This window comes from Xanthomonas sp. AM6 (assembly GCF_025665335.1).
GTDB lineage: Bacteria > Pseudomonadota > Gammaproteobacteria > Xanthomonadales > Xanthomonadaceae > Xanthomonas_A.
This window is the reverse complement of record NZ_CP106869.1, coordinates 4,863,143-4,875,508: the sequence shown is the minus strand read 5'-3', so window position 1 is coordinate 4,875,508 and position 12,366 is coordinate 4,863,143. Positions and strand designations below refer to the sequence as shown.

Genomic DNA, 12,366 nt, shown 5'->3' with positions numbered 1-12,366 from the left:
CCGTTCGTCGCGACTGAAGTCGCTCCTACATGAAGCAGTGCCGCCAGAGGCAGTGGCTTTCAAGCGGATTCGCTCGGCAAGCGCTTGGAGGTGGCCGGCCGGGTGCACTGTGGGAGGACTTCAGTCCCGACGCTTTTTCACTTGGCTGTCGGACTGCTGGCTTCGTTCGTCGCGACTGAAGTCGCTCCTACATGAAGCAGTGCCGCCAGAGGCAGTGGCTTTCAAGCGGATTCGCTCGGCAAGCACTCGGAGGTAGCCGGCCGGGTGCACTGTGGGAGGACTTCAGTCCCGGCGCTTTTCACTTGGCGGTGGACTGCTGGCTTCGTTCGTCGCGACTGAAGTCGCTCCTACAGAAAAGCAGAGGCTGCTTTCGCGGCCTCTCCATGTATCCACTCGTGGCGTGGCTTATGACGACAGGTGCTCGATCGCGGCGACGCTGCCGAGGCGGTCGCCCAGGCGCTTGAGCAGGGCCAGGCGGTTGCCGCGGATCGCCGGGTCGTCGACGTTGACCATGACGCCGTCGAAGAACGCGTCCACCTGCGGCCGCAGCCGCGCCAGGAAGTTCAGCACGGTGACGTAGTCGTGCTGGCGCAGCGCGCCGTCGGTCTCCACGATCGCCGCTTCCACCGCTTCGGCCAGCGCGCTTTCGGCCGGCTCGCGCAGCAGGGTCGGGTCGATCTGCGCGGGAATCGCGCCTTCGGCCTTGCGCAGGATGTTGCGGATGCGCTTGTTGGCCGCGGCCAGCGCCTCGGCCTCCGGCAGCGTGGCGAAGATGCCGATCGCGTCGATGCGGCGGTCGAAGTCGTACAGCGATCCGTGCGTGGCGGCCGCGGCTGAAGCCGCTCCCACCGACGCCGCGGCGCTCCCTGTAGGAGCGGCTTCAGCCGCGACCGAGAACAAGGCCGCCACCGCGTTGAAATGCGTCGCCGGGACGCCCTTGTCGGCGTAGTAGCCGCGCAGGCGGTCGAGGACGAAGTCGAACAGTTCAGCGGAATGCGCTTGGACATCAACCGGCAAAGGCTTCACTTCCGCCGACTTTACGTCCATGCCCTTCGATTGAAGCTCTTTCATCTTGCGCACGGTTTCTTCGGCCGCCTTTGCTTCTCTTTCGACACGGAGGGATTCCAACGTGTCGGCCAGCAGGGTCTTCAGATTCACATCAAACCCACTCTCAATCACCGTCCGCGCCAACCCCAGCGCATTGCGCCGCAGCGCGAACGGATCCTTGTTGCCGGTCGGCTTCAAGCCCGCGGCGAAGCCGCCGGCCAGCGTGTCCAGGCGCTCGGCGATCGCCAGCACCTTGCCCAGCGGCGACAGCGCGATGTCGTCGCCGGCGAAGCGCGGCTGGTAGGCCTCGTCGATCGCCAGCGCGATCTCGCCCGGCTCGCCGGCGGCGGTGGCGTAGTGGCGCCCGGCGATGCCCTGCAGTTCGGGGAACTCGTTGACCATGCGCGACTGCAGGTCGTTCTTGCTCAGTTCGGCGGCGCGGCGCGCCTGTGCGGCGTCCACGCCGACCAGCGGCGCGATCGCCTCGGCCAGCGCGGCCACGCGCTGCACCTTGTCGGCGATGCTGCCGAGCTTGGCCTGGTAGGTCACGCTCGCCAGCCCTGCGCCCATCGCCGGCAGGCCCTGCTTGAGGTCCTCGTCGAAGAAGAACTTGGCGTCGGCGAAGCGCGGGCGGATCACCCGCTCGTAGCCCTTGGCCACTTCGGCCACGTCGCGCGAGACGATGTTGGCGATGCCGATGAAATGCTCGGTCAGCCTGCCGCCGGCGTCGAGCACCGGGAAGAACTTCTGGTTGCTCTCCATGGTCTCGATCAGCGCTTCCTGCGGCACCGCCAGGAACGCCGGTTCGAAATGGCACAGCACCGCCGACGGCCATTCGACCAGGTTCACCACCTGCTCCAGGTTGTCCTCGGAGATGCGCGCGCTGCCGCCGGCCTGGCGCGCGGCCTGCTCGACCTCGGCGACGATGCGCGCGCGGCGCGTGTCCGGGTCCACCAGCACCTGCGCGGCCTCCAGCGCGGCGACGTAATCGCCCGGCTGCGCCAGCGGCACCGGCGCGTCGTGCAGGAAGCGGTGGCCGCGGCTGTCGCGGCCGGCCTGCACGCCGAACAACTGCACCGGCACCACCTCGTTGCCGAACAGCAGCACCAGCCAGTGCACCGGCCGCGCGAAACCATAGTCGTGGTCGCCCCAGCGCATCGGCTTGGGGATCGGCATCGCCGCGATCGCCTCGCGCAGGATCTCCGGCAGCAGCGCGGCGGTCTGCGCGCCCGGGGTCAGCGCGCGGTGCACGAAGCGCTCGCCCTTGGCGTCGCTGGTGCGCTCCAGCGCGGTCCAGTCGATGCCGGCCTTGGCGGCGAAACCGGCCAGCGCCTTGGTCGGCTGGCCGTCGGCGTTCAGCGCGATGTTGAGATAGGGGCCGAGCACCTCCGAGCGCTGCTCGGGCTGTTCGGCGGCCACGCCCGGCAGCAGCACCGCCAGCCGGCGCGGCGTGGACAGCGGCTTGGCGTCGCCGCGCTCGAAGGCGATGCCGCGCTTCTCCAGCCCGGCGATCACGCCGTCGAACAGCGCCTGCGCCAGGCCCGGCAGCGCCTTGACCGGCAGTTCCTCGGTGCCCAGTTCGATCAGCAGGGGGTGTAGTGCGCTCATGTGTCAGACCTTGCTAGCGGTTCCCTTCTCCCTGCGGGAGAAGGTGCCCCGAAGGGGCGGATGAGGGTTCGGGCGACGCTTTTGGAAGTTCAGGTCTGCGGGGCTTCGCCCCGTACCCTCACCCCAACCCCTCTCCCGATGGGGGAGGGGCTTGCGGCCTCAGCGCTTCACGCCGGGGAAGCCCAGCTTCTCGCGTTGCGCGTGGTAGGCCTTGGCCACCGCCTGCGCCAGCGCGCGCACGCGCAGGATGTAGCGCTGGCGTTCGGTCACCGAGATCGCGCGGCGCGCGTCGAGCAGGTTGAAGGCGTGGCTGGCCTTGGTCACCTGCTCGTAGGCCGGCAGCGGCAGGCCGAGTTCGACCAGCCGCTGCGCCTCGCGCTCGCAGGCGTCGAAGCGGTGGAACAGCTCGGCCACGTCGGCGTGCTCGAAGTTGTACGCGCTCTGCTCCACCTCGTTCTGGTGGTAGACGTCGCCGTAGGTGACCGGCGCGCCGTCCGGACCGTAGGTCCACACCAGGTCGTAGACGTTGTCGCAGTTCTGCAGGTACATGCACAGCCGTTCCAGGCCGTAGGTGATCTCGCCCAGCACCGGCTTGCACTCCAGCCCGCCGGCCTGCTGGAAGTAGGTGAACTGGGTGACCTCCATGCCGTTGAGCCACACCTCCCAGCCCAGGCCCCAGGCGCCGAGCGTCGGCGATTCCCAGTTGTCCTCGACGAAGCGCAGGTCGTGCACCAGCGGGTCGATGCCCAGCGCCTTGAGCGAATCCAGGTACAGCTGCTGGATGTTGTCCGGGTTGGGCTTCATCGCCACCTGGTACTGGTAGTAGCGCTGCAGGCGGTTCGGGTTCTCGCCGTAGCGGCCGTCGGTGGGACGGCGGCAGGGCTGCACGTAGGCGGCGTTCCACGGCTCGGGCCCGAGCGCGCGCAGGAACGTGGCCGGGTGGAAGGTGCCGGCGCCCACTTCCAGGTCCAGCGGTTGGATCAGCACGCAGCCGTGCTGCGCCCAGAACTGGTTGAGGGTCTGGATCAGACCCTGGAACGTGATCGGAACGGACCGGGAGTCGGGCATGCAGCAAAGGCCGGCAAAGGGGGTGCGCTAGTATAGCGACCGACTTGCGGGGACTTCCGCGCACCGGACCTGACCATGGATTCGCGACCTGCCGCGCAGCCGCCCGCCGTGCCTGTTCCTGCCGCCGTGTCGCTGCCGCCGGGGCGCCTGAGTTTCGAACGCGTGGCCGCGGCGCTGCTCGCCGACGGCCTGGTCGCGCCGGCCGAGCGCGGCCGCATGCAGTTCTCGGCGCAGTCCGCGCGCACGGTCAGCGACGTGCATCCGCTGGTGCTGCTGTCCAACCTGAAACTGGCCGCGACCCGCCCGCCGGGCAGCGAGCTGGGCCTGGAGCGGCTGACCGAATGGCTGGCGCAGCGCTGCGGCCTGCGCTACCTGCGCATCGACCCGACCCGGGTCGACGTGGCCGCGGTCACCGGCGTGGTCTCGCACGCCTATGCGCGCCGCCACCGCATCCTGCCGCTGGCGCTGGACGCCGAGCGCGTGCTGGTGGCGACCAGCGAGCCGCTGGCGCTGGACTGGCTGGCCGACGTGCAGCACCTGGCGCGGCGCCGGATCGAGATCGCGGTGGTCAACCCGCTGGACCTGCACCGCTACACGATGGAGTTCTTCGGCGTGACCCGCTCGGTGCGCGGGGCCAAGGACGGCCGCACCGAGCAGAGCAGCGGCCTGCCCAGCTTCGAGCAGCTGGTGGAACTGGGCCGCGGCGGCGACGTCAACGCCGACGACCACCACATCGTGCACATCGTCGACTGGCTGCTGCAGTACGCCTTCGAGCAGCGCGCCAGCGACATCCACCTGGAACCGCGGCGCGAGGCCGGGCGCATGCGCTTCCGCATCGACGGCGTGCTGCACAAGGTGCTGGAAGTGCCGCCGGCGGTGATGACCGCCATCGTCAGCCGGATCAAGGTGCTCGGGCGCATGGACCTGGCCGAGCGCCGGCGCCCGCAGGACGGGCGCATCAAGACCCGCTCGCCGGGCGGGCGCGAGACCGAGATGCGTCTGTCCACGATGCCCACCGCGTTCGGCGAGAAGTGCGTGATGCGCATCTTCGACCCGGACGCGGCGTTCAAGAGCGTGGACCAGCTCGGCTTCAGCGCGCAGGAGGCGGCCGGCTGGGCATCGCTGGTCGAGCGCCCGCACGGCATCGTGCTGGTCACCGGCCCGACCGGCTCGGGCAAGACCACCACGCTGTATTCCACGCTCAAGCGTCTGGCCACGCCCGACGTGAACGTGTGCAGCGTCGAGGACCCGATCGAGATGATCGCGCCGGAGTTCAACCAGATGCAGGTGCAGACCAACATCGACCTGGACTTCGCCAGCGGCGTGCGCACCCTGCTGCGGCAGGACCCGGACATCATCATGATCGGCGAGATCCGCGACCTGGAGACCGCGCAGATGGCGGTGCAGGCCTCGCTGACCGGGCACCTGGTGCTGTCCACGCTGCACACCAACGACGCGCCCTCGGCGATCACCCGCCTGCTCGACCTGGGCGTGCCGCACTACCTGGTCGCCTCCACCCTCAACGGGGTGCTGGCGCAGCGCCTGGTACGCACGCTGTGCAGCCACTGCAAGCGCCCGCACACGCTCGACGACCTCGAATGGGACGCGCTGCGCGAGCCGGGCGAGGCGCTGCCGGACGCATTGCAGACCCACGCCCCGGTCGGCTGCCTGGAATGCCGCCGCACCGGCTACCTGGGCCGGGTCGGCCTGTACGAACTGCTGCCGGTGACGCCGCGCCTGCGCGCGCTGATCCGCGCCGACATGGACCTGGCCGGCTTCAGCCGTGCCGCGCAGGCCGAGGGCGTGCGCAGCCTGCGCCGCGCCGGCCTGGAAAAGGTCGCCGCCGGGCTGACCACCATCGAGGAAGTGCTGTCGGTGCTGCCGCCGCGCGAGTGAGCCCGCGCTGGCCCGGACAGGCAGGGGCTGCCGGCCCTTCTGATGAGCCGCGGTTATCTCGCTATGCCATCGGCAACGGTGGCGCCTGTAACGCGCAGTGCGTTGGCGTCTAGAATCGGGCAATGCCGTTGGACCTCTCCGTATGCCCGCTGCGCCCTTCCTGATCCTCGAAACCGGCGAACCGGTGGCGACGATGCGGCGCTATGGGCGGTTCCCGCACTGGATCCGCGTCGCCGCCGGCCTGGCCGAGCGCGATACCGTGGTCGCCAATGTCGCCGCCGGCGCGGCGCTGCCGGCGCGCGCCGGCTTCGCCGGGGTCATCGTCACCGGCTCGGCCGCCTTCGTCACCGACCGCGCCGAGTGGAGCGAGCGCTCGGCCGACTGGCTGCGCGAGGCCGCCCACGAAGGCACGCCGCTGCTGGGCATCTGCTACGGCCACCAGCTGCTGGCGCACGCGCTGGGCGGGGAGGTCGCCTACAACCCGGCCGGGCGCGAATCGGGCACCGTGCACATCGACCTGCACCCGCCGGCGTTCGACGATCCGCTGTTCGCCGGCCTGCCCGGGCGCTTCCCGGCCCACGCCACGCACCTGCAGACGGTGCTGCGCGCGCCGGCCGGCGCCACCGTGCTGGCGCGCTCGGCGCAGGACCAGTGCCACGCCTTCCGCTGGGGCGAAGCGGCCTGGGGCGTGCAGTTCCACCCGGAGTTCGCCACCCACCACATGCGCGGCTACGTGCATGCCCGCGCCGAGTGTCTACGCAGCGCCGGGCGCTGCGCCCGTACCATCGCCCGCGAGGTCAGCGCCGCACCGCTGGCGCGCAAGCTGCTGCGGCGCTTCGTTCAGCACGCGCGCGGCCAGCAACCTGCCGGCGGCGCGGCAAAACCGCGATAATCTGCGCAGGCGCCGCGTCGTACGGCGCCCCCCACTTCGGATTGGCAATGATCGAGATTCGCAAGCTGCCGGCCTCGGCCGGCGCGGAATGGCTGTTGACCGGGATCGCGCTGCTGCGCCGGGCGCCGCTGGCGCTGGGGCTGCTGGGCGTGATCTGGGGCCTGGCGGCGCTGCTGGCGCTGCTGATGGGCGCGCTGAACCCGACCCTGGGCATGCTCGCGCAATTGCTGCTGGGCCTGGCCGGGCCGTTGCTGTTCGGCGGGCTGGTGTGGGCGGTGCGCGAGGTCGACCAGGGCCGGACCGCGCAGCCGGCGCACCTGCTGCAGGGCGTGCACGACGGCCGCGCGCCGAGCCTGCTGGTGGCGCTGCTGCCGCAGGTGTTGGTGGGCCTGGCGCTGGGCGCGCTGGCGCTGGTGGTGGTCGGCCAGAGCGGCTGGGAGCAGCTGGGCACGGTGATGACCAAGCTCAACGAACTCGGCCAGTCCAGCGCCCAGCCCGATCCGGCGCAGGTCGAGCAGCTGGTGGCCACGCTGCCGGCCATGCGCATCCTGCTGTGGCTGCTGCTGGTGTTCGTCGGCTTCGTGGCGGTGACCCTGACCCTGTTCGTGCTCGCCCCGCAGGTGATGTTCGACGGCCGCGGCGGCCTAGCGGCGATGCGCAACAGCCTGCGCGCCTGCCTGCACAACCTGCCGGCGATGCTGGTGTTCTTCATCCTGGCCTTCATCGCGATGTTCGCGCTGTACTTCGCCCTGGTGCTGGTGATCCTGCTGCTGCAGGCGCTGGCCGGGCCGACCATCGCCGCCCTGGTCGCGCAGCTGCTGCTGATGGCGCTGGCGATGCCGGCCCTGGCCGGCGCGGTGTACGCGGCGTGGAAGCAGATGTTCGTGCACAGCGGCGACGCCGCGCCGGCGGTGCCGCCGCCGCCTTCCAACGTGTTCGTGGCCTGAGGGCCGGGATTGGGGAGTTGGGATTGGGGATTCGTGGAAGCGGCGGCTGATGGGTTCCGGTCGCTTCGCGTGCATGGCTGGCTAGGGCGTTGTCGGCCTTGGCAGGTCGCTCGCATCTGCAGGAGGGGCTTCGGTACCGACGCCTCGATCGCGGCTAGCGCCGTTCCCCATGCCGAGGGCACCGCCGGCCCGCGGTTGAATCCCTAATCCCGAATCTCCAATCCCGGCCTCTTCACCACCGCACTGGCAGCAAGGATGCCCAGCTCGTACAGCAGGCACATCGGGATCGCCAGCATCAGCTGCGAGACCACGTCCGGCGGGGTCAGCACCGCGGCCAGCACGAAGATGCCCACCACCGCGTAGCCGCGGCCTTCGCGCAGCTGTTGCGGGGTCACCCAGCCGAGCAGGGCCAGGATCACCAGCGCCACCGGCAGTTCGAAGCTGGCGCCGAAGGCGAAGAAGATCGCCAGCACGAAGTCCAGGTAGGAGCCCGCGTCGGGGGTGAGCTGGATGATGTCCGGCTTGAAGGTGGTCAGGAAATGGAACACCGACGGCAGCACCAGGAAATACGCGAAGGCGCAGCCCACGTAGAACAGCGCCACCGCCGAGGCCAGCAGCGGCAGCGCCAGGCGCTTCTCGCGCTGGTACAGTCCCGGCGCGACGAACGCCCAGGCCTGGTACAGCAGCCACGGCACGGCGATGAACACGCCCAGGAAGAAGGTCAGCTTGATCGGCGCCAGCACCGCGCCGGCCGGATGGGTGGCGATCACGCTCTGGCCGATCGGCAGCTGCGAGAGCATCGGCGCGGCCAGCCAGGTGTAGATGCGCTTGGAGAACGGCAGCAACGCCACGACCACCACGCCCAGGCCGATCAGCGCGCGCATCAGCCGCGCGCGCAGTTCCACCAGGTGTTCGATCAGGCTGCTTTCGGCTTCCGGATTCATCGCGGCGCCTCAGGATCGCCGCTGGGCGCGGTGGCGCCAGGCGCCGGTGGTGTCGGGGCCGCGTCGTGCAGGGTGGGCCGCGGCGTGGCGGCAGGTACAGGCGGATGCGCCGCGGCGGGCGGCGCGGCCGTCGGCAAGGGCGACGGCTCGGCGAGCGCAGGCTGGCCGGTCGGCGCCGGCTGCTCCGCCGGCAGCGCCGGTGCATCCGGGCCGGCGGCCGCGGGCGCGGCCTCGGCCGGCGGTTCCGGCCCGGTCGGGTCGATCTCGCGGCGCAATGCCTCGGTCTCGCGCTGCAGCTGCTGGCCGCTGTCGCGCAGCTGCGATTCGGCCTGGCGCAGCGAGGCCTGCACGTCCTGCAGGCTGCGCTTGAGTTCCTCCGCCTCCAGTTCGCGCTCCAGTTCCTGCTTCACCGAGTCCCACTGCGCGCGCGCGCGGCGCACCCACAGCCCGGCGAAGCGCGCCGCCTTGGGCAGGCGTTCCGGGCCGAGCACCACCAGCGCCACCACGGCGATCAGCAGCAGTTCGCTGAATCCGATATCGAACACGCCGCGGCTTCCTGTTCAGCGCGCGTCGCGGTCGCGTTCGGCCTGGGTCTCGCGGGACTGTTCGCTGCTGCGCGACTCGTCGCCGAGCTGGCCGGCGGGCTTGTCCTCGTCGCGCATGCCTTTCTTGAATTCCTTGACCGCACTGCCCAGATCCTTGGCGCCGCTGGTCAGCCGCTTGGTGCCGAACACCAGCAGCACGATCACCAGCACCACAAGCCAGTGCCAGATGCTAAAACCGCCCATGATCCGCTCGCAGAGAAGTCGTAAGGAACGAGGAGGATAACGCACCGCGCCGCGGTGCGTTCGGTGCCGCGCGCCGTCAGCGATTGCCGTCCAGCGACTCGGTGCGGATCTCGCCTTCGGATACCGGCTGGAAGCCCTGCTGCGGCGGGGTCTGCGGCGCCGCCTGCAGCGGTGCGGTGCTGGCGCCGTTGGCGGGTTCGGCGGTCGCCGGCGGTGCGGCCTGCGCCGAAGGCTGCGGCGGCGGAGGGGCGCTGGCGGTGCGCGCGCCGCCGCCGTCGGTGCCGCGGTTCTGCCGCGCCGCGTAGGTGGCTTCCTCGAGCTTGTCGCGGAAGGCGACCACGTCGTTGGACGGCAGGCTGGTGGTGCGGCCTTCGAAGATCATCCGCGGGGTGGTGTTGCTGCCGTACACGTTGAGGTCGGCGGCATCGTCGATCTGCAGCGCCGCGCCGTCCAGCGCCACGCCGGCGAACAGGCCGCGCGCGCGCGACCACGACCAGATCTCGGCCTTGAGCTGGCCGTCGGTGGCCGCGGCGGCGTTGCGCCCGACCGGGCCGGCGGCCACGCCGGCATCGGCGCCGAGGGTGAACTTGCCGTTGACGATGTTGTCCAGGCTGCGGTCGTTGCGGAACACCAGCACCACGTCGGAGGACTGCACGCCGACCTGGAAGCCGATGCTGCCGCCGGTGAGCTTGACGAATACCGGGTTGGACCAGGTGCCGTCGGGCCGCTTGACCGACATCAGGCCGTGGCCGCGGCGTCCGCCGATGACCAGGCCGGCCTTGAGCGTGTCCGGGATCACCACGATCGCGCGGCCCTCGTCGAGCAGCTTGTCGGGGATGGACTGCTCCGGGATCTCCTGGATGTCGGTCAGCACGCGCAGCGCGTTGCGGGCGCGCTCGTCCTCCTCCGGGCCGGCCACGGCATGGCCGACGAACAGCGTGGTGCTCAACAACAGGGCGATGCGCGGCAGGCGGGGCATGGCGGGGTTCCCAGAGAGGTCCACAGCAAGATACTGCAAGTCCTTGAACTTAGTCACAGCGCAATGAATCGGCAATGAGCGGTGGCGGCCCACGTGCGGGCACGCCGATCGTTGCGATAGACACGATCGCGACGCGCGCGGCGGGCGCCTCTGCCACAATGCGCGCATGTCCGACGCACCCGAGACCGCCGTGCTGGTGGTGAATCTAGGCACGCCCGAGGCGCCGACCGCGCCTGCGGTCGCCCGCTACCTGGCCGAGTTCCTCGGCGACAAGCGCGTGGTCGCCATCCCCAGGCTGTTCTGGTGGCCGTTGCTGAACTGGGTGATCCTGCCGCGGCGCTCGCCGCGCTCGGCGGAGAAGTACGCCCTGGTGTGGCTGCCGGAAGGCTCGCCGCTGGCGGTGTACACCCGGCGCCTGGCCGAGGGCATGCAGCGCGAACTGCCCGCCCAGCGCGTGGCCTGGGCGATGCGCTACGGTCAGCCGGCGCTGGCGCCGGCGCTGGACGCGCTGCGCGACGGCGGCGTGCGCCGGATCGTGGTGCTGCCGCTGTACCCGCAGTATTCGACCACCACCACCGCCTCGATCGAGGACGTGGTGCAGGCCTGGCAGGCGCGCAACCCGCAGCTGCCGGTGACCCTGATCCAGGACTATCCGACCGACCCGGCCTGGGTCGCGGCGGTGGCCGACAGCGTGCGCGCGCACTGGGCGCAGCACGGCCGCGGCGAGATCCTGTTCTTCTCCTTCCATGGCCTGCCGCAGCGCGTGGCCGACAACGGCGACCCGTACCCGCAGCGCTGCGAGGCCAGCGCGCAGGCGATCGCCGCGGCATTGGGGCTGGACGCCGGCGAGTGGCAGCTCGGCTACCAGTCGCGTTTCGGCGCCGAGCGCTGGCTGCAGCCCTACGCCGAGCCGCGGCTGTGGGAACTGGCCGCGCGCGGCACCAAGCGGGTCGACGTGATCTGCCCCGGCTTCGCCACCGATTGCCTGGAAACGCTGGAAGAAGTGGCGATGGGCTTCGTCGAGACCTGCGCCGCGCGCGGCATGCAGGTGCGCTACATCCCCTGCCTCAACGACGCCCCGGCGCACGCGCGCGCGCTGGCCCAGCTGGCCGCGCGCGCCGCATGAGCCTGCGCGCATTCGCCTGCCCGTCGCGGGTGGGCACGCTGGCCGGGCTGCGCAGCGGCGATCCGCACGGCCCGAAGGTGCTGGCGCTGCACGGCTGGCTGGACAACGCCGCCAGCTTCGTGCCGCTGAGCGCGCACCTGCCGCAGCTGGACCTGGTGATGCTGGACCTGCCCGGCCACGGCCACAGCGATCCGCTGCCGGCCGGCGCCGACTATCTGTTGACCGGCGCGCTGCATCCGCTGCTGGACGCGGCCGACGCGCTGGGCTGGGAGCGTTTCGCGGTGATCGGCCATTCGATGGGCGCGGCGATCGCCAGCACCCTGGCCGCGGCGGTACCGCAGCGGGTCGAGAAGCTGGTCGCGATCGAAATGCTCGGCGGCCTGGCCGAGACCGTCGAGGGCACGGTGGAGCGGCTGCGCGACAGCGTCGCCGCGACCCGCCGCGCGAGCGCCGCGCCGCTGCGCGTGTTCCCCGACCTGGCCGCGCCGGTGCGCGCGCGGATGCAGGCCAACCAGCTCAGCGAGCCGGCGGCGCGCCTGCTGGTGGAGCGCGGGGTGCGGCCGGTGGAGGGCGGCTACGTGTGGCGCAGCGACCGGCGCCTGACCCTGCCCACCGCGGTGCGGCTGAGCGAGGCCCAGGTCCAGGCGCTGTTGGCCGGCATCGAGTGCCCGACCCGGGTGATCTACGCCGACCCGGCGCAGGCGTATTTCCCCGAGCCGCTGCGGCGCCAGCGCGCGGCGCGGCTGCGCCAGGGCCGCGTGCACGTGCTGCCGGGTACCCACCACCTGCACATGGAACAGCCGGCGGCGGTGGCCGCGGCCCTACACGGGTTCATGTGATGCTTGTGTGTAGAAAAGATTTCGCTTAAGTTCCCGCCACGCCTGCCGACAAAACAGGCATAGACGCGATACGTCTTGCGTACGCGGCCCGATCCCGGCGTCCTGCCATGCCGGCGTAGTGCTGCTCGGACCGTATCGTTCGCTGGCGCCGGAGGCGCGCCAGGTGTGAGGTGGGCGGGGAGAGGGGGGCCTGCCGGGCGCTGCGCATGGAGTTCTTCTTCCGCAGCGCTGA

Annotated in this window: 11 protein-coding genes; 5 read left to right on the top strand and 6 right to left on the bottom strand. The window is 71.0% G+C overall.

The window, feature by feature from the left end:
• Window positions 1-405 precede the first annotated feature (405 nt).
• Both glyS and glyQ read right to left on the bottom strand, forming a co-directional pair.
• Window positions 406-2,655 (bottom strand): glycine--tRNA ligase subunit beta, encoded by a 2,250-nt coding sequence (gene glyS, locus OCJ37_RS20815; RefSeq protein ID WP_263111570.1) that lies wholly within the window; start codon window positions 2,653-2,655, stop codon window positions 406-408.
• Window positions 2,656-2,814: 159 nt separating this feature from the next.
• Window positions 2,815-3,723, bottom strand: coding sequence for a glycine--tRNA ligase subunit alpha (glyQ, locus tag OCJ37_RS20810; RefSeq protein ID WP_263111569.1), 909 nt, complete (start codon window positions 3,721-3,723; stop codon window positions 2,815-2,817).
• Between the two features lie 75 nt (window positions 3,724-3,798).
• Here glyQ and OCJ37_RS20805 point away from each other — a divergent pair, with 75 nt between their 5' ends.
• The 3 genes from OCJ37_RS20805 (at window position 3,799) to OCJ37_RS20795 (ending at window position 7,458) form a co-directional block, all read left to right on the top strand.
• Window positions 3,799-5,619 (top strand): GspE/PulE family protein, encoded by a 1,821-nt coding sequence (locus tag OCJ37_RS20805; RefSeq protein ID WP_263111568.1) that lies wholly within the window; start codon window positions 3,799-3,801, stop codon window positions 5,617-5,619.
• A gap of 142 nt (window positions 5,620-5,761) precedes the next feature.
• A complete protein-coding gene (locus tag OCJ37_RS20800) occupies window positions 5,762-6,511 on the top strand; it encodes a glutamine amidotransferase (protein ID WP_263111567.1) in 750 nt (249 codons plus the stop codon).
• A gap of 47 nt (window positions 6,512-6,558) precedes the next feature.
• Complete coding sequence (locus OCJ37_RS20795) at window positions 6,559-7,458, top strand: BPSS1780 family membrane protein (RefSeq protein WP_263111566.1); 900 nt, start codon at window positions 6,559-6,561, stop codon at window positions 7,456-7,458.
• Between the two features lie 203 nt (window positions 7,459-7,661).
• On the opposite strand, the gene tatC is transcribed toward OCJ37_RS20795, so the two are convergent.
• The 4 genes from tatC to OCJ37_RS20775 all read right to left on the bottom strand — a co-directional run bounded on the left by tatC (window position 7,662) and on the right by OCJ37_RS20775 (window position 10,169).
• Window positions 7,662-8,402: a twin-arginine translocase subunit TatC gene (tatC, locus tag OCJ37_RS20790; protein ID WP_263111565.1), complete on the bottom strand. Its 741-nt coding sequence runs from the start codon at window positions 8,400-8,402 to the stop codon at window positions 7,662-7,664.
• Window positions 8,399-8,947, bottom strand: a complete 549-nt coding sequence (gene tatB, locus OCJ37_RS20785; RefSeq protein WP_263111564.1) for a Sec-independent protein translocase protein TatB — start codon at window positions 8,945-8,947, stop codon at window positions 8,399-8,401. Before tatB ends, tatC begins: the two co-directional genes overlap by 4 nt.
• A 15-nt stretch (window positions 8,948-8,962) precedes the next feature.
• Window positions 8,963-9,190 carry a Sec-independent protein translocase subunit TatA gene (gene tatA / locus OCJ37_RS20780; protein ID WP_179570189.1) on the bottom strand — a complete coding sequence of 76 codons (228 nt, stop codon included), beginning with the start codon at window positions 9,188-9,190 and terminating at the stop codon, window positions 8,963-8,965.
• Window positions 9,191-9,266: 76 nt separating this feature from the next.
• Window positions 9,267-10,169, bottom strand: coding sequence for a lipid-binding SYLF domain-containing protein (locus OCJ37_RS20775; protein ID WP_263111563.1), 903 nt, complete (start codon window positions 10,167-10,169; stop codon window positions 9,267-9,269).
• A 166-nt stretch (window positions 10,170-10,335) separates the two neighbouring features.
• Between OCJ37_RS20775 and hemH the strand changes: the two genes are divergently transcribed.
• Together hemH and OCJ37_RS20765 are read left to right on the top strand one after the other, a co-directional pair.
• Window positions 10,336-11,295, top strand: a complete 960-nt coding sequence (gene hemH, locus OCJ37_RS20770) for a ferrochelatase (protein WP_263111562.1) — start codon at window positions 10,336-10,338, stop codon at window positions 11,293-11,295.
• On the top strand, window positions 11,292-12,134 hold the full coding sequence (locus OCJ37_RS20765; RefSeq protein WP_263111561.1) for an alpha/beta fold hydrolase: 843 nt from the start codon (window positions 11,292-11,294) through the stop codon (window positions 12,132-12,134). The genes hemH and OCJ37_RS20765 overlap by 4 nt, the downstream gene beginning before the upstream one ends.
• Window positions 12,135-12,366: the final 232 nt, after the last annotated feature.